Source organism: Sorangium sp. So ce406 (genome assembly GCF_051474675.1).
In the GTDB taxonomy this organism is placed as follows: domain Bacteria; phylum Myxococcota_A; class Polyangia; order Polyangiales; family Polyangiaceae; genus Sorangium; species Sorangium cellulosum_G.
In genome coordinates this window covers 6,198,886-6,218,192 of sequence record NZ_CP150340.1, presented here as the reverse complement: position 1 = coordinate 6,218,192, position 19,307 = coordinate 6,198,886, and the positions used below count along the sequence as shown (strand labels likewise).

At 73.1% G+C, this 19,307-nt stretch carries 13 protein-coding genes and 1 pseudogene; 6 read left to right on the top strand and 8 right to left on the bottom strand.

Annotated features, from left to right (window positions below; all coding sequences use genetic code 11):
* Window positions 1–31: 31 nt before the first annotated feature.
* A complete protein-coding gene (locus WME96_RS22850) occupies window positions 32–868 on the bottom strand; it encodes a LytR/AlgR family response regulator transcription factor (RefSeq protein WP_437292201.1) in 837 nt (278 codons plus the stop codon).
* Window positions 861–1,934: a sensor histidine kinase gene (locus tag WME96_RS22845; RefSeq protein WP_437292200.1), complete on the bottom strand. Its 1,074-nt coding sequence runs from the start codon at window positions 1,932–1,934 to the stop codon at window positions 861–863. The genes WME96_RS22850 and WME96_RS22845 overlap by 8 nt, the downstream gene beginning before the upstream one ends.
* On the opposite strand from WME96_RS22845, the gene WME96_RS22840 reads away from it, so the two are divergent.
* Window positions 1,918–2,091 carry a hypothetical protein gene (locus WME96_RS22840; protein ID WP_437292199.1) on the top strand — a complete coding sequence of 58 codons (174 nt, stop codon included), beginning with the start codon at window positions 1,918–1,920 and terminating at the stop codon, window positions 2,089–2,091. The genes WME96_RS22845 and WME96_RS22840 overlap by 17 nt on opposite strands.
* Window positions 2,092–2,336: 245 nt before the next feature.
* Here WME96_RS22840 and WME96_RS22835 read toward each other — a convergent pair whose 3' ends face one another.
* The gene (locus WME96_RS22835; protein WP_437292198.1) at window positions 2,337–4,862 is read right to left on the bottom strand and encodes a helicase HerA-like domain-containing protein; all 2,526 of its coding nucleotides are present in this window, start codon (window positions 4,860–4,862) and stop codon (window positions 2,337–2,339) included.
* Between the two features lie 432 nt (window positions 4,863–5,294).
* Between WME96_RS22835 and WME96_RS22830 the strand changes: the two genes are divergently transcribed.
* Window positions 5,295–7,196: a protein kinase domain-containing protein gene (locus WME96_RS22830; RefSeq protein WP_437292197.1), complete on the top strand. Its 1,902-nt coding sequence runs from the start codon at window positions 5,295–5,297 to the stop codon at window positions 7,194–7,196.
* Between the two features lie 8 nt (window positions 7,197–7,204).
* On the top strand, window positions 7,205–7,528 hold the full coding sequence (locus tag WME96_RS22825) for a hypothetical protein (RefSeq protein WP_433937625.1): 324 nt from the start codon (window positions 7,205–7,207) through the stop codon (window positions 7,526–7,528).
* 63 nt (window positions 7,529–7,591) lie between these two features.
* On the opposite strand, the gene WME96_RS22820 is transcribed toward WME96_RS22825, so the two are convergent.
* Both WME96_RS22820 and WME96_RS22815 read right to left on the bottom strand, forming a co-directional pair.
* Window positions 7,592–7,918, bottom strand: coding sequence for a rhodanese-like domain-containing protein (locus tag WME96_RS22820; protein ID WP_437292196.1), 327 nt, complete (start codon window positions 7,916–7,918; stop codon window positions 7,592–7,594).
* A gap of 78 nt (window positions 7,919–7,996) precedes the next feature.
* The gene (locus WME96_RS22815) at window positions 7,997–10,819 is read right to left on the bottom strand and encodes a PAS domain-containing hybrid sensor histidine kinase/response regulator (RefSeq protein ID WP_437292195.1); all 2,823 of its coding nucleotides are present in this window, start codon (window positions 10,817–10,819) and stop codon (window positions 7,997–7,999) included.
* 297 nt (window positions 10,820–11,116) lie between these two features.
* On the opposite strand from WME96_RS22815, the gene WME96_RS22810 reads away from it, so the two are divergent.
* The 3 genes from WME96_RS22810 to WME96_RS22800 all read left to right on the top strand — a co-directional run bounded on the left by WME96_RS22810 (window position 11,117) and on the right by WME96_RS22800 (window position 16,697).
* Entirely contained in the window at window positions 11,117–13,666 is a 2,550-nt protein-coding gene (locus tag WME96_RS22810) for a DEAD/DEAH box helicase (RefSeq protein ID WP_437292194.1), read from the top strand.
* 79 nt (window positions 13,667–13,745) lie between these two features.
* Window positions 13,746–16,073 (top strand): alpha/beta fold hydrolase, encoded by a 2,328-nt coding sequence (locus WME96_RS22805; protein ID WP_437292193.1) that lies wholly within the window; start codon window positions 13,746–13,748, stop codon window positions 16,071–16,073.
* Between the two features lie 75 nt (window positions 16,074–16,148).
* A complete protein-coding gene (locus WME96_RS22800; RefSeq protein ID WP_437292192.1) occupies window positions 16,149–16,697 on the top strand; it encodes a ferritin-like domain-containing protein in 549 nt (182 codons plus the stop codon).
* 258 nt (window positions 16,698–16,955) lie between these two features.
* Here the strand turns inward: WME96_RS22800 and WME96_RS22795 are convergent.
* From WME96_RS22795 to WME96_RS22785, 3 genes and pseudogenes are all read right to left on the bottom strand, one after another.
* Window positions 16,956–17,606 (bottom strand): annotated as a pseudogene (locus WME96_RS22795) (DNA alkylation repair protein); the annotation flags it as partial.
* A gap of 270 nt (window positions 17,607–17,876) precedes the next feature.
* Complete coding sequence (locus WME96_RS22790) at window positions 17,877–18,869, bottom strand: chemotaxis protein CheB (RefSeq protein WP_437292191.1); 993 nt, start codon at window positions 18,867–18,869, stop codon at window positions 17,877–17,879.
* 57 nt (window positions 18,870–18,926) lie between these two features.
* Complete coding sequence (locus tag WME96_RS22785; protein WP_437292190.1) at window positions 18,927–19,301, bottom strand: response regulator; 375 nt, start codon at window positions 19,299–19,301, stop codon at window positions 18,927–18,929.
* Window positions 19,302–19,307 lie beyond the last annotated feature (6 nt).

The window sequence follows — 19,307 nt, the reverse complement described above, 5'->3', positions numbered from 1 at the left end:
CGGGGAAACGAGGCCCCGCGCGGTCGCCGCCTCACCGCAGCGCCGACAGCTTCTCCCGGTGGCTCCGCGCCACCTTGAGCTCCGCGCCCCCGGCCAGGACGACGACGGTCTCCCGGCGCCCCTGCGTGCGGAGCTCCTTGATCCGGTCGCGGTTCACGATCGCCGAGCGGTGGATCCGCACGAAGCGCGCCGGATCCAGCTTGCCCTCGACGCTGTTCATCGTCTCGCGGTGGAGGTAGCTCTTCCCGCCGGCGTGGATCTGCACGTAGTAGTCCGCCGCCTCGATCCAGTCGATCTCGTCGACGCTGAGGAAGACCACGCGGCACCCGTCCTTGATCGCGAGCCGCCGCGGGTGCCCGGCCCCCGCGGCGGGCGGCTCCGAGCCGCCGGCGGCGCCCTCCCGCGCGCGGGCCGCGGCCGCCGCCGCCGCGGGGTCGCCGTAGCTCTGCAGGAGCGAGAGGAGGCGCTGGCTCAGATCGCTCATGCGCGAGAGCCGGAGGTGGGCCTTCGCGCGGCGGAGGGCGTCGTAGAACCGGTCGTCGTCGAACGGCTTGAGGAGGTAGTCGAGGGCGTGGACCTCGAAGGCGCGCAGCGCGTAGCGGTCGAACGCCGTCACGAAGATCACCGCGGGGAGCTCGTCGGGCGGCAGCGACGCCATCACCTCGAAGCCGTTCATCTCGGGCATCTGCACGTCCAGGAACACGAGGTCGGGCCGCAGCCGCCGGATGAGAACGAGCGCGCCCGGCCCGTCGCCGGACTCGGCGGCGACCGCGACCTCGGGATCGCCCGCGAGCAGCATGCGGATCCCCTCCCGCGCGAGCGGCTCGTCGTCCACGATGACGGCGCGGATCGCCCCGGGGCTATCCATGCGCGCGCCGCTCCTCGGGCGCGCCCGCGTGCGCGTGCGCCGGCCGGAACGGGACCGCCACCGTCACGAGGACGCCCCCCTCCGGGCGCCGCGCGATCGTGAGCCGGTGGTCGCCCGGGTAGAGCTGCCGGAGCCGCGCGCGCATGGTGCCGAGCCCCGTCCCCTCGCTCGCCTCGCCGGCCCAGCTCTCCGAGAGCCCCTTGCCGTCGTCGGTCACCTCCACGACGAGGCGGTCGTCCTCGCGCCGGGCCGCGATCGTCACGCTCCCGGACGAGGCGCGCGGGGCGATGCCGTGGCGGATCGCGTTCTCGACGATCGGCTGCAGGATGAGGTTCGGGATCTCGGCGTCGAGCGCCTCGGCGGCGACCTCCGTGCGCACGGTCAGGCGGTCCTGGAAGCGGGTCTTCTCGATCTCGAGGTAGCGGTCGAGGAAATCGAGCTCCTGCTTGAGCGGCACGATCTGCTTGCCTGCGCTCTCGAGCGCCATCCGGAGCAGCTCGCTCAGGCCGGTGATCATCCGGACCGAGGCCTGCGTCTCCTGCTTTCGCACGAGGACGGCGATCGCGTGGAGCGTGTTGAAGAGGAAGTGCGGGTGGAGCTGCATCTTGAGCGCCTGGAGCTCCGCCTGGACGAGCTTCGTCTCGAGCTGCGCGGCCGCGAGCGCGCGCTCCCGGTACTTGCGGTGGTAATCGGCGGCGTGCACGATCGCGAGGATCCCCCAGTAGATGACCAGCTCGACGTCGAGGTAGACGCTGATGATCTTGCTGAAGACCTCGAGGAACGACGCCTTCACGTAGGACTCCTGGCCGATGAGCCGCCCCGTGAGCGTGCTGATCGCGACGTGGCCCGGGGCCATGGTCAGGCTCGCGATCAGGTGCACCGCGACGTTCTTCGGGAAGGCCCTGCGCTCCAGCGGGTACCTGCGGCCGAGCCAGGCGATCGCTGGTGTCATCAGCGCCCAGAAGAGCCAGGGCAGCCCTTGCCACACGAGCGCGGCGAGGAACGAGAGGTGGCGCTCCTGCTTGTGCTGGAGGAGGAGGTAGGTCTGCGTGCTCGTGACGAGCACCGGGATCATCCAGAGCGCGGCCACGGGCCAGACGCCCGCCCACCTCGGGACGGCGAGCCCGCGCGCGGTCGCCGGGGCGCTCGCCGCGGTGGCGGGGGGCGGGAGCGCGACGCGCGTCGCGCCGGCGCTGCCGTTCACGGTGCACCCGGGGGGTTGAGCTGCCGCGAGGTCTGCATGGGCTCGGCTCGTGCGCGCGGCCTCGTACCGGCGCGGCGGCCCGCAGGAGGCGGGCCGTAGGCGCTCTGCTGATCAGAGCACAGCCGCCGGCCGCGTGGGGGCCCTTTGCAGCGGGCTGCGCCCGCGCTGCAGCGAGCTGGCCTGCCGGGGCGGCGCGCGTCAGGTGGGCGCGCGGTCGTTACCGGCGCGGCCGCCGGACGGCCCCGCGGGACGCGCGTCGCAGCGTCAGGCGGGGCCGGCGAGCGTCGCGGCCCAGGCGAGCGCGACGTAGGCGACCTCGACGTCGTTCTTCTTCGGCACGAGGCGCTTCGTCTCGATGCCATCGCCGGCGCGGAGGGGGAGCTGCTCCAGCGCGGAGAACTCGGCGGCCTGCGCGGCGTGGAGGTCCCGGAGCGCGGCGTCCGCCTCGGTCCATTCCTGCCGCGCGCGCTCGAGCTTCGCGGTGGCCTTGTCGCGCTGGGTCCCGGCGCGCCGGGCGGTGTCCCGGCCGGCGACGAGCCCGAGGAGCGCCGCGCCCACCGCGCCGGGGAGCGCGGCCACCTCGGCCTCGGCCTGGTCGTACCGCGCCTTCGCGGCCGCGATGCGCTCGCCGAGGCGCGCGATCCTCGGCGCGAAGCGGCCGATCACCTGCTGCTGCTCGGCGGCGGCGAGCCGGGCCGCGGCGGCGCGGCAGCGGGCGGCGAACGCCTCGAGCGGCTCGCCCTCTGCCTGCGCGAGCCCGAGCTCCCTGTGGACGGCCACGGTGGCCTCGGTGGTGCGGTAGGCGTGCTCCCGGAGCGCGCGCGCCGCCGCCTGCGCCGCGGCGCGCTTCGCGAGCGGGGCGGGCAGCTCGGCGAAGCGGGCGCCTGGCGCGGGGGACGCCGAGAGGAGCGACGGGTCGAGCCGGGTGACGCGCGCGAGGTCCGGCCTGCCGTCGGGCAGGAGCGGGGCGGCGAGGAGCTGGCTCTGGTTCAGCGTGACGCCGAGCTTCGTGTCGCGCAGGTGGGCGACGACCGAGGCGGCCACCCACGGGATGTAGCGAAAGCCCTCCGGGGCGGCGGCAGGGGCGTGGGCGTAGAGGCTCCGCCATCCCTCGGGCGCCGGCGGCGGTGACGACGATATCGACGGAGACGGCGCGGCGGCGCTCGCGCCGGCGCGGGCGGCCTCGCTGCGCCGCGCGGCCTGCGGGGCGGGGGAAGGGGGCGGGTGGCGCGGATCCAGGAGCACCGTGCCGCCAGGGCCCGCGGCGGCGCGCGGGGGCGGCGTCCTTTCGGGGCCGGCGGCGGCGCGCTGGGCCGGCGCGACCGCCGCTACGTGCGCCGCCGGGCCCGACGGCCCGGGCGCGGCGGGCGGGGGAGGGGACATGCCCCGGACGAGGCGGCCGATCTCGCGCCGGGTGACCGGCCCGCGCAGCCACGACAGGCTGAACCGCGTCTCGGCCAGGAACGACGGCGGCTGCATGTGGACGTCGCGCACGAAGAACGTGCGCGGGGGCAGCGCCTTCAGGGTGGCCGACAGCGCCGCGGCGTCGACGCCGCCGGCGCCCCCGTCCGCGCCCGAGAGCCCCTCGACCACGCGCTCGCGGTCGGCGTCGGTCTGGAGCCGGCCCACGAACCACGCGCCGGCGTTGGAGAGCGCCTTGTAGTCGAGATCCATCGGGTTCTGCGTGGCGAGGACGACGCCGACGCCGAAGGCGCGCGCCTGCTTCAGGAGCGCGAGCAGCGGCCGCTTCGTGGGCGGGTTCGCGGGGTGCGGGGGCAGGAAGCCGAAGACCTCGTCGAAGACCACGAGGGCGCGCAGGTCGCTCGTGCCGGAGAGGCCGCGCACCCAGGAGAGGAGCTGCTCGAACAGGAGCCCGAGGACGAGGAGCCGCTCGTCGTCCTCGAGGTGCGCGACGCTGACGATCACCGCGGGGGTCTTGCCGCCCGCGGCGCCCTGATCGAGCCACCCCGCGACGTCGAGCGGCGCGCCCTTGCGCCACGTCGCGAACGTGGGGGAGGCGAGCAGGGTGTTGAGCTCGCGCGCGAGCGCCTGCCGCTCCTTCGGGGCGAAGAACGCGTCGACGTCGAGCGCGCCCACGGCGGCGATCGGCGGCTCGGCGAGGTCGGCGAGCAGCTCCTCGAGCCCGGCGGACCGCCCCTCGCGGAGCCGCCGCTCGGCGAGGTGCGCGAGCAGCACGTGCTCGCGGCTGCGCGCCGGATCCGGGTCGCGGCCGACGAGCCGGAGCAGGAGCGACAGCGAGGCCGAGAGCGCCTCGCGGGCGGCCTCCTCGTCCTCGTCCCAGAGCGGCGAGCGCGCCTCGAGCGCCGACAGCACGTGGATCGGCTCGCCCGCCGTGGTGCCCGGCGTGAGCAGGCGCGGCGCCATGCGGGCGCGGAGCGCGGCGACGTCGGCCGGCCCGAGGCCCGACGACGCGAGCCCCGCGCGCCACCGCGCCGCGAGCTCGGCGGCGACGTCGGCGGTCGAGCGGCCGTCGCGCGCGGCCGCGGAGGGGTCGAGCCACGGCTCGAACTCGGCCGGGGAGAGCTCCGGGAACGTGAAGAGCAGGTTGGGCAGGTCGCCCTTCACGTCGACCATGAGCACCGGGACGCCCGAGCGCAGCGCCTCCTCGACGAGGACCATCACCAGCCCGGTCTTGCCGCTGCCGGTCATGCCGACGACGACGCCGTGGGTCACGAGGTGGTGCGCCGGCAGCTCGAGCGGGCGCGGGGCGGCGCCGGGATCACCCGAGAGGGCGCGGGAGCGGCCCAGCGTGAAGGGGCGGGTCGGCATGGCGGCGGGCTCGTGCCATGGCGGGCGCGACGTCGCAATGCTCGGAGGTCGCGGCGGGACCGAGGCCGCCGCCCGGCGACGATGCGTGAGCCGCGCGCGAGAGGCGTGAGCTCGCGGCGTCAGGATGCCTGTCGGCGAGGCGCCCGCCGGTCAGCGACCCTCCGAGATCGCTCGCTCCTCGACGAGCTCGATCGATGGCCGACCTGCATGCCCTCCGCGAGCCAGCCCAGGGCTGCGGCGCGCGACGCAGAAGATGCGCGAGCGCGCACGTGCTCGCGCACGCGCCAACGCACGCGACGGACGCGACCGCGGCGATCGCATTCCGCTGCCCACGCATTTCGCCGGCTCCACCCCCCGGGCCCCTGTGCGCGCGCATCTTGGCATCAAAGTTGATGAGGTTGCGGCTATAGTGCGCTGGATGGAGGTCGGGCCATGAAGCCGGATGCGCCCGCATCGGCCGCAGGCATCCCACAGATAGGTGAGGTCTTCGCGCAGAGATACCGCCTCGAGCGCAGCCTGGGCCGAGGCTCCATGGGCGCAGTCTTCGCCGCGGAGCACGTGTCGCTGCGCCAGCGCGTCGCGGTCAAGTTCCTCCTCCCGCGGGCCAAGGACTTCCCCGGCGCGAGCGCCCGCTTCCTGCGCGAGGCCCGCGCCGCCGCGGCGATCCGGAGCGAGCACGTCGCGCGCGTCATCGACGTGGGCACCGCCGAGATCGGCCTCCCGTACCTCGTCATGGAGTACCTGCGCGGCCGCGACCTCCAGCAGGTGCTCGACGCGCGCGGCCCGCTGCCTGTCTCCGAGGCGGTCGACTACGTGCTCCAGAGCTGCGAGGCCGTCGCCGAGGCGCACGCGCGCGGCATCGTCCACCGCGATCTGAAGCCGGGAAACCTGTTCCTCACGACGGGCGCGAGCGGCGTCCCCCTCGTCAAGGTGCTCGACTTCGGCCTCTCGAAGGCGGCCGACGACTCCGTCGAGGAGACCGGCAAGCTCACCGCGTCCGAGATGATGCTCGGCTCCCCCTGCTACATGTCGCCCGAGCAGGTGCGCAGCACGAAGGACGTCGACGCCCGCACCGACGTCTGGTCGCTCGGGATCATCCTCTACCAGCTCCTCACGGCGCGCTTCCCCTTCGACGCGCCCTCCATCTCGGCGCTGTTCGTGGCCATCGTCACCGAGCCGGCCACGCCGCCGCGCGTGCACCGGTGGGAGCTGCCCACCCACCTCGAGGACGTCATCCTGGGCTGCCTCGAGAAGGACGTGCAGCGGCGCATCCAGAGCGTCGTCGAGCTGTCGCGCGCGCTCGCGCCCTACGGCACGGAGCACTCCGCGCGCGCCCTCGACCAGATCGAGGCGATCGCCGCGGGCAAGGCCTTCCCGTCGCTGCCGCCCCCGACGCCCCGGTACGACGCCGCCGCGATCACCGCGCCCGCCGACGCGCTGGCCCTGAAGGGCGCCTCGTCGACCTGGCCGTACCCCGGCGCGGACGAGGAGGCCGGCGGGAGGGCGAGCCGCCGCGCCACCACGGTCGCCCCGCACGGGGGCGATCACGTGATCACCATGCCCAGCCCGGGCACGGCGGTCGAGCACCTCCAGGGCCGCGACGCCGCGCGCGTCGAGCGCAGCTCCGTCCCCGTCTCCAGCGACGAGGGCCCCACGCTGACGATGGAGCGCGAGGACGGCCCCACGCTGACGATGGCCCGCGAGGACGGCCCCACGCTGACGATGGAGCGCGAGGACGGCCCCACGCTGACGATGGCGCGCGACGACGGTCCCACGCTGCCGCTGATGTACAGGCTGCTCGGGTCGTGGCAGGCCTCCGAGGACGACGAGACCGGCGGGAGCATGCCCGTCGTCACCGAGCGCCGCCTCGGGCAGCAGAGCTCGATCATGCTGCGCAAGCGCCGTCGGGCCGTCGCGCGGATCGCCGCGGGTGCCCTCCTGACCGCCGTGGTCGCGGTCGGGGCGACGCTCTGGTCGCGCAGCGCAGCGAAGTCGCCGGCGGTCGTCCTGCAGCCGAGTTCGGCCTCGCAGGCGCCGGCTCAGGCCTCGTCGCTCGCCCCCCTCGGCACGGCCGATCCCGCGGCGGGCACCCCGGCGCCCGCCCCCGCGGACCCCGGGCGCGCAGCCGTCCCGACGGCGTCGGCGCTGCCCCACGGTGCTGCGGCGGCCCCGGAGCACCGACCGGCCGGCGTGGCGCCCAGGGTGATGCGGCCCAGGTCGTTCCCCTCGACGCACCCGGCGCACCCGATGCCCGCGCCGACCGGCAGCGGCGCGCGCCTGCCCAAGGCGCCGGCGCTCCCTGACAGCACGCCGACGATCCGCGACGACAGGTAGACCTGCGCATGGCGAAGAAGAAGCTCTCGGCGCGCGCCGCCCGGCGCGCGGGCGACCGCGAGGCAGAGAAGCTCACCCGGGACCTCGAGCGCCTCGCGCTGCTCGAGCCGGGCCACACCCCGGGGCGCGCGATCGCGCTCGACGCGGCCTCTCAGGTCGAGGTGGCGGCGCGGTCGATCCCGTGCCCGCGCTGCCGCGGCGCCCTGCGCGTCGAGGACCACACGGCCGAGACGCTCGAGGGCGCCCGGCTGCGGGTCGCGAAGGTCGTCTGCAGCGCGTGCGGCGCAGGCCGGCGGCTCTACTTCCGGCTCGGCGGCCCCGCGCTCAACTGAGCCGCGCGTGAGGCGCCCCGCGCGATCGCGCCGCGCCGGCCCGCGCGGCGCCTCGGCGCCGCGTCAGTACCGCGGGACGCTCTCGTCGATGTGGATCGACCACGCGTCGATGCCGCCCTGGAGCGACGCGACGCGCCCGTGGCCGAGCTTCTCGAGGATCGCGGCGGCCGAGAGGCTCCGGACGCCGTGATGGCAGTACGCGACGATCAGCGCGCCCTCGCCGGGCGCGACCTCGTCCGCGCGCTCCGTGAGCTCGTTCAGCGGGATCAGCGCGCTGCCCGGCAGCGCGGCGATCTCGTGCTCGCCGGGCGTGCGCACGTCGAGGAGGTACACGGGCTCTCCTGCCTTCAGCTTCAGAAAGAGCTCTTTCACGGAAATCTGCTGGACCATGGCCTGCTCGCGACCTCACCCGCGACGACGCGGTAAAGACGTCTCCCTATCCAAAGATCCCCCCCGGAACAACCCACCTCACGCCCCCGTTCGCCCCCGGACGAGCGCCGCGACCACCCCCACGAGCTCCGCGGGATCCAGCGGCTTGGCCACGTGCGCCTGGTACCCCGCGCCGAGCGCCCGCGCCCTGTCCTCGGCCCGCGCCAGCGCGCTCAGCGCCACGGCCGGCGTCGACCCGCCGCGCGCCGCGTCGAGGCCCCGTACCCGCCGGATGAGCTGGAAGCCGTCCTCGACCGGCATCCCGAGGTCGCTCACGAGGACGTCGGGCCGCTCCCGCTCGAGCGCGGCCAGCGCCTCGGCCGCCGACCCCGCCGTCGTGACGCGCGCCGCGCACTCCTCGAGCACGCGCTGCGCCACCTCGCGCGCGTCGGCCTGGTCGTCGACGACAAGCACCCGCACGCCGGTGAGCTCCGCGCCCGGGTAGTCGGCCAGCGCCTCGGCCCGCGGCTCGCCGGGCCGCTGCGTGTCGCCCGACGCCTCGGCCGAGACGCCGGCGAGCGGCAGCCGCACCGTGAACGTCGCGCCCTGGCCCTCGCCCCGGCTCGCGACCGCCACCGTGCCGCCGTGCAGCTCGACCAGGTGCTTCACGATCGAGAGCCCGATGCCGAGCCCGCCGTACTGCCGCGTCGACGACGCGTCCGCCTGCCGGAAGCGCTCGAACAGGTGGGGGAGGAACTGCGGGGCGATGCCCGTGCCCGTGTCGGTCACCGACACCTCGGCGAACGCGCCCGCGCGCCGCAGCGCGATGTCGATCCGCCCGCCCGTCGGCGTGAACTTCACGGCGTTGGACAGGAGGTTCCAGACGACCTGCTGGATGCGGGCCGGGTCGCCCCGCAGCGAGGTCGCCTCGGGGTCGACGCTCGAGGCGACCGTGATCGCCTTGGCCTCGGCCGCGAGCTTGATCGACTCGATCGCGCCCTGGATCACCGCCGGCAGGTCGACCTGCATGACGTCGAGCCGCAGCTTGCCAGAGACGATCCGGCTCATGTCGAGCAGCTCCGACACCATGTCGGACTGGAGCCGCGCGTTGCGCTCGATGACCTCGAGCCCCCGCGTGAGCGTCGGCGGCTCCTGCGCCCGGCTCCGCAGGATGCGCGCCCAGCCGAGGATGGCGTTGATCGGCGACCGCAGCTCGTGCGAGAGCGTCGCGACGAAGTCGTCCTTGACCCGGCTCACGCGCTCCGCCTCGTCGCGGGCGGCGCGCTCGCTCTCGAGCAGCTTCTGCCGCTCCTCCTCGGCCAGCCGCTCCGAGGTGACGTCCTCGCATATCCCCAGGAACGACTCCACCGCGCCGTCGGGCCGGAGCTCGGGGATGTAGCGCGTCCGGTACCGCCGCTCGCCGATGGCGAACTCGATGCGCTGCTGCTTGCCCGTCGCCATCGCCTCGCGGCACGCGGCCTCGCTGGCCTCGCAGATGTCCTCCGGGAGCCCGGTCTCGGCGCCCGTCCTGCCCATGTAGTGCTCGGGCGGCTTCCCCGTGACCGCCTCGATGGAGGACGTCGCGAACAGGCAGCGCATCTCCAGGTCGAGCCGGAAGATCACGTCGGGCGAGTTCGCCATCAGCAGCTCGAGCTGCCGCTCGCTCCGGCGGAGCACGGCCTCCAGGCGCTCGCGCTCGGCGAGCACCCGCCGCGCGTCGTCGAGCGCGGCGCGGAGCCGGTGCTCGCTCTCGCGGAGCGCCTCCTCCGTCCGCTTGAGGCGGCTGATGTCCAGACAGAGGCCGACCCAGCGGGTGAACTCGCCCCGCTCGTCGCGGACCGGCACGGCCCGGTTGAGGGCCGTGTGGACGGCGCCGTCGGTGCCGACATACCGGACCTCCACCTCGAGCGGCTCACCCGTCCGCACGGCCTGGTCGAACAGCGTGAGCTTGTGCCGGTCGTCGGGGTGGACCGCGGCGATCCACCCGTACCCGGCGCATTGCTCCTGGGTGAGCCCCGTCATCCGGAGGTACGCCTCGCTGGCATAGAGGTTCCGGCCCTCGCGGTCGCTGATCCAGAGGCCATGATCGATGGATTCACCGATGGCGCGGAAGATCCGTTCGCCTTGCCGGAAAGCCTCCTCGGCTTGCCGGAGCGCCGTCACGTCGCGCGCGATCACGAAGCCGCCGTCCTCGAAGCGCCCCCCGGGCAGCAGACAGCCGCTCACCAGCATCGTGATCCGCGTGCCGTCGGGCAGCGCATACGCCCTCTCGAAGGGCGTGAACGTCCGCCGGCTCGACAGCAGCTCCGCGAGGGCGCGGCCGTCGCCGGTGCGCTCCTCCGGCAGCACGTTGGAGTCCCAGCGGACCCGGCCGGCCGCGAGATCCTCCCGGCTGCGGCCCACGAGCCGCAGATACGCGTCGTTCGCCTCGACGATCCGCCCGTCGGGCATCCAGAACCCCATCGGTGCCATGTTGCTGTAAAAGAGGTTCCGCAGCGTGGCCTCGCTCTCCACCAGCGCCCGCTCCGCCGCGAGCGCCCGCTCCTCCGCGCGCCCACGATCGGTGACGTCTTCGACGAACACCACCGCGCGATAAGGCTGCTCCCGGGAGTCGCGGACGAACACGCCCGTCACCTGGAGCCGGCGGGCGCTGCCGTCCTTGCAGCGACAGCGCATCTCGAAGGTGAGCTCGTCCGCGCCGGCCTCGACCAGCGAGCGCCACGCGGCCGTCGCGCCTGTCCGGTCCTCCGGCAGCGCCAGGTCCGGCAGCCTCCTCTGCAGGAGCTCGCCCTCGGAGTAGCCCAGCAGCCGGCAGAGCGCGCCGCTGACGCGCACGAGCCGCCCGGTCGCCGCGTCGATCAGCGCGCTCCCCTTGCCTGACGCCCGCGGCGCCCAGGCCGGCTCTCCAGCGGTCTCCCCCATCCCTCGTCCGTCCCGGTATTCCGGCCGCCAGCGCGATCACCTGCTTCCCCTGGACGTGTCGCGCGGCGTCCTCCCCTCGTTCGTCCGGCCACGCTATCACGATCGCGTGACGGTGCGGGTTGCATGGCGCCCCGTTCGTTTTGCGGTTCAGCGGCTCCGGCTCGCCCTGAAATCCGTTCCGTCCGGGGGCCGCGAGCGGCCCTGCCCTCCGACGGGGACATCGCGGAGTTTGCTTGCATTTTCCCCCGGAACCAGGCTTGTGCAGGGGGCGCCCCGGGAGGGCGCCCTGAAGCCGCCATGGACCTAGCCGCCGCTCCGCTCTTCGCCCGCCTTCCGCCGTCGCCTCACGACTTCACCGCCGACGACCTCCTGAACGGCTTCCTCGACTACGTGGCCGAGCGGGGACTCGAGCTCTACCCGGCGCAGGAGGAGGCGATCCTCGAGATCTTCGGCGGCAAGAACGTGATCCTCAACACCCCGACCGGCTCGGGCAAGTCGCTCGTCGCGGCGGCCATGCACTTCAAGGCGATGGCCGAGGGGATGAAGTCCTACTACACGTGCCCGATCAAGGCGCTCGTCAGCGAGAAGTTCTTCTCGCTGTGCAACGACTTCGGGCCCGAGAACGTGGGCATGTTGACCGGCGACGCGTCGGTGAACCGCGACGCGCCGATCATCTGCTGCACCGCGGAGATCCTCGCCAACATCGCGCTGCGCGAGGGCGAGAAGGCGCTCTGCGACTACGTGATCATGGACGAGTTCCATTACTACTCGGACCGCGATCGCGGCGCGGCGTGGCAGATCCCGCTGCTCGCGCTGCCCCAGGCGAGGTTCCTGCTCATGAGCGCCACGCTCGGAGGCACCGAGTTCTTCCAGGAGGAGATCACGAAGCTCACCGGCGAGCAGACCGCCGTGATCAAGTCGACCGTGCGCCCGGTGCCGCTCGACTTCGAGTACCGCGAGACGCCGCTCCACGAGACCGTCGCGACCCTCGTGAAGACGGGCAAGGCGCCGATCTACATCGTGAGCTTCACCCAGCGGGCCTGCGCCGAGGAGGCGCAGAACCTGATGAGCCAGGACTACTGCACCAAGGAGGAGAAGCGCGCGATCACCGCCGCCCTCGCGGGGGTGAAATTTTCCAGCCCCTACGGTCGGGAGGTGCAGCGGTTCGTCAAGCACGGCATCGGGCTCCACCACGCGGGGCTCTTGCCGAAGTACCGGCTCCTGGTCGAGAAGCTGGCGCAGCAGGGGCACCTCAAGATCATCTGCGGCACGGACACGCTGGGCGTCGGGGTCAACATCCCGATCCGCACGGTGCTGTTCACGAAGCTCTGCAAGTTCGACGGCGAGAAGACGGCGATCCTGAGCGTGCGCGATTTCCAGCAGATCAGCGGCCGCGCGGGCAGGAAGGGCTACGACACGCAGGGGAGCGTGGTGGCGCAGGCGCCGGAGCACGTCATCGAGAACATGCGGCTCGAGGCGAAGGCGGGGAACGACCCGGCGAAGCGGCGGAAGATCGTCAAGAAGAAGCCGCCGGAGAAGGGCTATGTGCACTGGGACCGGCAGACGTTCGAGCGGCTGATCCAGTCGCCGCCCGAGCCGCTCGTGTCGCGGTTCCAGGTCACGCACGGCATGCTGGTCAACGTGCTCGGGCGCGAGGAGGGCGGGTGTCAGGCGCTGAAGCGGCTCATCCGCAGCACCCACGACCGGCCCGCGGTCCGGCGCCAGCACGGCAGGACAGCGATGCTCCTGTTCCGCTCCCTCGTGGAGGCGCGCATCATCGAGTTCGTCCCGAAGGACGATGGGCCGGGCAAGCGCATCCGCATCAACGCGGATCTCCAGGAGGATTTCTCCCTCAACCACGCGCTCTCGCTCTACGTGCTCGAGACGGTGGGCAAGCTGGATCCCGAGAGCGGCACGTATCCGCTCGATCTGCTGACGCTGGTCGAGTCGATCCTCGAGAACCCCGATCTCATCCTGCAAAAGCAGCTCGATCGCCTGAAGACCGAGAAGCTCGCGGAGCTCAAGGCGGCTTTCGTGGAGTACGAGCAGCGGATGGAGGAGCTCGAGAAGCTCGACTATCCGAAGCCGAACGCGGAGTTCATCTACGGCACGTTCAACGACTACGCGCGCCGGCACCCCTGGGTCGGGCAGGAGAACATCCGGCCGAAGGGCGTGGCGCGCGAGATGTACGAGCAGTACCTGTCGTTCGGCGAGTACATCCGCGAGTACAACCTGGAGCGGGCGGAGGGGCTCCTGCTCAGGTATGTCTCCGAGGTATACAAGGCGCTGGTCCAGACCGTCCCCGACTACGCGAAGGACGCTGACACGGGCGACATGATCGCCTATTTCCGGGCGCTCATCCGCGGCGTGGACTCGAGCCTCCTCGACGAGTGGGAGAAGCTGCGCGACCCGTCGTACCAGCCGCGCGCCGGGGCCCCGGGCGGCGCCGTGGAGCCGGGCGCGTTCGACATCACGCGCAACGCGAAGGACTTCACGGTGCTCGTCCGCAACGAGCTGTTCTTCTTCCTGCGCGCGCTGTCCCGCCGCGACTACGAGGTGGCCGCCGAGATGGTGGAGGGCGAGGAGGCCCCCTGGACGGCGGAGAAGCTGGACGAGGCGCTCCGCGGGTTCTACGCGGAGCACAGCGCGATCCGCACCGACCCGGCGGCCCGCAGCCCGAGCAACACGATCATCCACCCCGCCGAGGACGGCGGATCGTGGGTGGTGGAGCAGATCATCGCCGATCCCGAGGAGGACAACGACTGGATGCTCGACTGCAAGGTGGACCTCGAGCGCTCCCGCGACGCGGGCCGGCCGGTCATCGTGCTCCGGCGGATCGCGAGCTGATCGCCGCGCGCGGAGACGCGCTCGCGCAGAAGGAAGATCGCGGTTTGACATCCCCGCGGTGACGGGCGAGATCGCGGACATGCGAAGTCCGCTCTCCGCAACGTGGTTGTCGCTCGCGTCGCTGGTCCTCGCCTCGGTCGCCGGGTGCGCCCCGCCAGCCGGCTCACCGCCGGTGACGGCGGGCGCGCCGGCCGCGCGCGCTGGCGACCAGCCGGGCGGGGGTGGCGCGGCGCCGGCGACGGGCGACGCGGCGGGCAAGACGGCCATCGCCGGGCCGGAGGCGAGCCGGGTCACGTACGCGCACCTCGGCCAGCAACCGCCGCTCGGCGCGAAGCTGCCCAGGGCGATCCAGCACTCGCCCGACGGCAAGCTGGTCACCTACCTCCAGCGGCAGCCGGAGAGCCCGGAGCAGGCGCTCTTCGCCTTCGACACCGCGTCGCGCGCGGCGCGGCAGCTCGTCGCCTCGGGCGATCTGCTGAAGGAGACGAGGCCGCTCTCGCGCGAGGAGGAGCTGCGGCGCGAGCGACAGCGCATGTTCTCGAAGGGGATCACGGCCTATGCCTGGGCCAGGCGGGCGCCGGTGATGCTCATCCCCTTCGGCGGCGACCTCTTCCTGCGCGACCAGGCGGGCGCCGTCGTGCGGCTCACCGACACGGCCGAGCCGGAGATCGACCCGAAGGTGTGCGACGGCGGCGAGCGCGTCGTGTTCGTCCGCGGGCGAGAGCTCTTCATGATCGACGTCGCCTCGCGCCGCGAGACTGCGCTGACCCGGGGGGCGCCAGAGGGGGTGTCGCGCGGGCAGAGCGACTTCAACGGTCAGGAGGAGTTCGACGAGCCGAGCGGATTCTGGATCTCCCCCGGCTGTGACAAGGTGGCTTACCTCGAGGTCGACGAGCGGGAGGTCGGGAAAGTGCCCATCTTCGGGGTCCGCGACGGCCAGGAGGATCTCATGATGCAGCGCTATCCGCGCGTGGGCGGCAAGAACCCCCGCGTCAAGGCGGGGATCCTCGATCTCGCGACGAAGCGGACGGCGTGGCTCCAGTGGAAAGGCGGCGAGCAGGAGCGCTACCTCGGCCGGTTCGCGTGGGCGCCCGACGGCAAGGCGCTCTGGTTCCAGACGCTGACGCGCGACCAGCAGCGCCTCGCGCTCCTCCGCGCGGACGCGCGCTCGGGCGCGGCCGCCGAGATCGTCGCCGAGACCTCGCCGACCTGGGTGGACTTCGGGCACATGCGCCTGCTCGAGCGCGCGCCGAGGTTCCTCTGGGCGACCGCCGCGAGCGGCCATACCCACATCACCGTGCGCGACGCGGGCTCGGGCGCGGAGCTCGCGAAGCTCACCGCGGGCGACTGGGACGTCACCTCGCTCGAGCCGCCGGACGAGGAGCGCGGCGAGGCGCGCTTCGTGGCCACCAAGGACGGCCCCACCGAGCGGCACCTCTACACCGTGCCGCTCGCGGGCGGCGAGATGAAGCGGCTCACGTCGGATCCGGGGGTGCACCACGTCACCGTGGAGCCGGGGGGGCCGGGGTACGTGGACGTCCACTCGGCCGTGGGTCGGCCGTGGAAGGGCGCGGTGCGGGGGCCCGGCAACGCCGAGCTGGGCGAGCTGCCGGCGCCTGTCGATCCGGAGCTCGCCGAGCTCGGGCTGCGCGCCCCCGAGATCGTGAAGGTGCGCGCCGAGAGCGGCGACACGCTGTACGGCGCGCTGCTCGCGCCGCGGACGATCGAGCCCGGCCGCCGCTACCCGGTCGTGGTGATGGTGTACGGCGGGCCCGGCGTGCAGACGGTCTTCAACTCGTGGTCGCCGCGCCTGCTCTGGAATCACCTCGCGGACCGCGGGGTGGTCGTCTTCCAGCTCGACAACCGCGGTTCGGCCAACCGCGGGCGCGCGTTCGAGGCGCCCATCCACGGCCGGCTCGGCGAGGTCGAGCTGGCGGACCAGATCGCGGGCCTCGAGTTCCTGAAGACGCTTCCCTACGTCGACCCGGGCCGCGTCGGCATCCACGGCCACAGCTACGGCGGCACGATGGTGCTGCACGCGCTGCTCAGGGCGCCGGATCGGTTCCACGTGGGCGTGGCGGGGTCGCCGGGGAGCGACTTCCGGCTCTACGACACGGGCTACACGGAGCGTTACATGGGGCTGCTGGACAGGGCGGCCGCGCGGTACGAGGCGGCGGATCTCACGAAGCACGCGGCCAACCTGCGCGGCAAGCTGCTCCTCCTGCACGGGCTCATGGATGAGAACGTGCATATCGCGCACACGGCCAGGATGATCGAGGCGCTCATGGCCGCCGACAGGCGGTTCGACATGGTCATGTTCCCGGGCGAGCGGCACGGCTACCGGTCGCCGGTGGCGAGCCGGTTCGCGAACCGCACCGTCGTGGAGTACCTGGTCGAGCACCTCTGACCGCCGCGCCCGCCGATCTGCGATCTCCGCCGCGCGACGGCCTGCGAATCGCATCTGCCCCGGTCGGAGGCATCCATGCAGAAGCTTGCACAGGGGAACAAGGACAAGGCCATCGACCTGCTCAACGAGCGGCTGACGTACGAGCGCGCGAGCGTCAGGCTCTACGACTCCATGTTGGAGAAGGTCGGCCGCTCGGCCGATCCGAGCCTGCTGAACCTGCTCGGCCAGCTCCGGGAGTACCGGGACCAGGAGAAGGAGCACGAGGAGTGGCTCGAGGCGCGGATCCGCGAGCTCGGCGGGGACGCGCACGGGGAGACCGAGATGTCGCGGCTGATCACGATCGAGTCGCAGGGCATCCAGCAGGTGGTGCTCGACGGCGACCAGAACCCGGCCCACCTCTTCCACGCGCTGCTGACCGCGGAGCTCGTCGACAACTCCGGCTGGCAGCTCCTGCTCGAGCTCGCCGACGAGGCGGACGACGACGAGGCGAGGGCGTCGTTCAGGAAGCGCTTGCACGAGGAGGAGGACCACCTGCTCTTGACGCGGCAGGTCGTCGAGCGGCTCACGCGCACGGAGCTGCTCGGGTCGCCCGCCGAGGCCATGGCGGCGGCGAACCCGACGTGAGCCGCGGCTGGCAGGCGGCGCGCATTCGGATCAGCCCCGGCGGGCCGCCTTGCCGGCCTTCGCGGCGGGCGCCTTGCTGGGGGTCGCGGCGGGCGCCTTGCCCGGGCTCGCGGCGGCCTTGCCGGGGCTCGCGGCGGCCTTGCCGGGACTCGCGGCGGCCTTGCTGGGCTTCGCCGCGGGCGTCTTGTCGGGGCTCGCGGCGGCCGACCTGGCCGGCTTCGCGGCGGGCGCGACGGCCGGCCTCCGGGCGGCCCACAGCTTCTGGATCTGCGCGATCGCGTCGGGCGTCTTGCAGGCCGTCTCGCCGTGGTCGACCTCGACCCTGCCGATGCGCCGCGCGGCCGTGAGCGCCCTGCCGCGCAGCGGCTCGCTCCGCGCGCCGATGCAGATGAGCGCGCTGTTCATCGCCTCGCGGGCGCGGTTCTTCGCCCTGTGGATCGACGCCTCGATCGCCGAGAGCCGCGCCTCGAACACGCTGTCGGGCAAGGACGGGTCCTCGGCCGCGAGCGCGCCGGCGAGGGTCCAGCCCGCGCGGCCGATCCATTCGTCGTCCGACGCGGTCCAGCGCTCCATCGCGTCGCGGGCGAACGGGGTCTTCAGGGCGATGTGCTTCACGAAGCTGTCGATGAGGAGCGGGGAGCGCAGGCCGTCGAGCCACGCGTCGAGCGTGTCCCGGGTGAAGCGCTCCGGATCGGCGATCGCCGCCGCCAGCGACATCGCGTCGGAGTTGCCCGTCGCCCAGAGCGCCTCGGCGAGCTCGTGGTCGCGCTTGATCCGCTTCGTGAGCGCGTTCATGTGAGCGAAGCTCACGCCGAAGAGCGGGTCGGTCGCCCCGTGGCGCCGGTACACCCTCCGGTTCTGCTCGGTGCCGAGCCGCTCGAGCTCGCTCATCACCTCGGTGAAATCCATGGCCTCTAGCTAAGCATCTTGGCCATTACGCGCTCGCCCGAGATTTTTTCGCAGAGATCTCCCGGATCGGGCCGTTGATGCGGCGCCGCGGGTGTCGCGCGCCCGGAGCAGGGTGGCCGCCCGTGTCGAAGCGGCGCGCCGTCGCGACCGGCGTTGCTGCATGCTAGCGGTGTGCTCCGCGAGCCCGGCGGCGCGTCGAGCCAGCGCGCGTCGAGCTCGCCACGCTGACCCGGCGGGCCCCGGTCCCGGCCGCCGCTCACCCTCGGGCCGCTACGTGGCGCGCCGGTGGCGCGGGCGCAGGGAGACGCCGTTCCCTCCGTCCTTGCCCATCAGCGCCCGGCGCACCAGGGCGCCCCGCTCCTCGGCCTGCCGGACCTTCTCCTCGAAGTGCGCCACCACGGTGAGCTGATTCCGCTCCGCCGCCCGCGCCGCCATGCGACGGGCCAGCGCGGCGGTGTCCTCGATCGTGCGCAGCGCGACCCACAGCGCCGCCTCGAGCGCCTCGGCTTGCTCCTCCTCCAACCCCTCCGGGGAGTAGCGATGGCCGACCTTGCACCGGTAGCTGAGCACCGCGCCGTCGCCGTTGCGGGTCAGGTTGCCTCCGCAGTCCGGACACGTGAATTCAATCTCGGGTGCCTCCACCTTTTCCCCCACCAGCCCGTGAGGCGTCTGCGCCTTCGCGGGCGCCTCTCCTGTCCTCTGATGCACCAGGTCGACGAGCAGCGGTGGCAGGCGCGCGAGCGGGACACAGTGGTCCACGGGCACGTTGTCGAGCGCGCTCTGCGGCATGTCCGGGAACAGGGCGTCCTTCGGATCCTGGACCACGGCGATGCCGCCGCGGCGCTTGATCGCCAGCAGGCCAACGGTGCCGCAGTCGCGCGTGCCGGAGAGCACCACGCCGACCACGCGCGGGCCGTACGCCTCCGACGCGGTCCGGAACAGCGGATCCACGGCCGGCCTGTGGCCGTTCTCCTTCGCGCTGTACACCACCCGCACGACGCCCTCGCCGAGCATGAGGTGGTTGTCCACGGGCGCGATGTAGATGCGCCCGCGCTCGACCGGCTCACCGTCGACCGCCACCCCCACGGGCATCCGCGTCGTCCGCTCCAGGATCTGCGGGAGCAGGCTCCGGGCCGTCGCCGGCAAGTGCAGGACCACGAACAGCGACGCCGGTAGATCCGAGGGTAAGCCACCGATCAGCGCGATCAGCACCTCCACGCCGCCCGCCGACGCTCCGACCGCGATGATGTCGTGTCCTGGCACAGCTCGCCTCGTGGGAAAATGGAGTTGAGAGAGGGAAAACGACGCGTCGCGCGCCGCTCACACAGCCATGCTGACGACGCGCTCGAGCGTGGTGAGCAGCGTGGCCATGCTCGCCGGCTTCGGGAGGACCGCCGCCGCCGAGAGCTTCTCCGCCGCATTGCGGAGGTCGTCCGGCATGCGCGCCGAGAAGATCACGATGGGCGGCCTCTCCGCCACCTGCTGGACCCGCTCGACCAGCTCCGCCGTCGTTGCCCCCTGCACGGTCAGGTCGAGCAGCGCCGCCTGGTAACGCCGCGACGTCAGCGCGTCGAGCGCCTGGTCCGCCGTGCGGGCCGACTCCACCTCGTAGTTGGCCATCCTGAGCATTTCCAGGAGCATATCGCTCGAATCTCGATCATCCTCGATCACGAGGATCTTCGCCCTTGTCGGCATGATGTC

What these genes read in the sequence shown, in the direction of transcription:
- WME96_RS22825 (WP_433937625.1), top strand. Translation starts at nt 7,205, where the DNA reads ATGGCGAAGAAGAAGCTCTCGGCGCGCGCCGCCCGGCGCGCGGGCGAC.
- WME96_RS22800 (WP_437292192.1), top strand. Translation starts at nt 16,149, where the DNA reads ATGCAGAAGCTTGCACAGGGGAACAAGGACAAGGCCATCGACCTGCTC.
- WME96_RS22810 (WP_437292194.1), top strand. Translation starts at nt 11,117, where the DNA reads ATGGACCTAGCCGCCGCTCCGCTCTTCGCCCGCCTTCCGCCGTCGCCT.
- WME96_RS22850 (WP_437292201.1), bottom strand. Translation starts at nt 868, where the DNA reads ATGGATAGCCCCGGGGCGATCCGCGCCGTCATCGTGGACGACGAGCCG.
- WME96_RS22830 (WP_437292197.1), top strand. Translation starts at nt 5,295, where the DNA reads ATGAAGCCGGATGCGCCCGCATCGGCCGCAGGCATCCCACAGATAGGT.
- WME96_RS22805 (WP_437292193.1), top strand. Translation starts at nt 13,746, where the DNA reads ATGCGAAGTCCGCTCTCCGCAACGTGGTTGTCGCTCGCGTCGCTGGTC.
- WME96_RS22785 (WP_437292190.1), bottom strand. Translation starts at nt 19,301, where the DNA reads ATGCCGACAAGGGCGAAGATCCTCGTGATCGAGGATGATCGAGATTCG.
- WME96_RS22815 (WP_437292195.1), bottom strand. Translation starts at nt 10,819, where the DNA reads ATGGGGGAGACCGCTGGAGAGCCGGCCTGGGCGCCGCGGGCGTCAGGC.
- WME96_RS22820 (WP_437292196.1), bottom strand. Translation starts at nt 7,918, where the DNA reads ATGGTCCAGCAGATTTCCGTGAAAGAGCTCTTTCTGAAGCTGAAGGCA.
- WME96_RS22835 (WP_437292198.1), bottom strand. Translation starts at nt 4,862, where the DNA reads ATGCCGACCCGCCCCTTCACGCTGGGCCGCTCCCGCGCCCTCTCGGGT.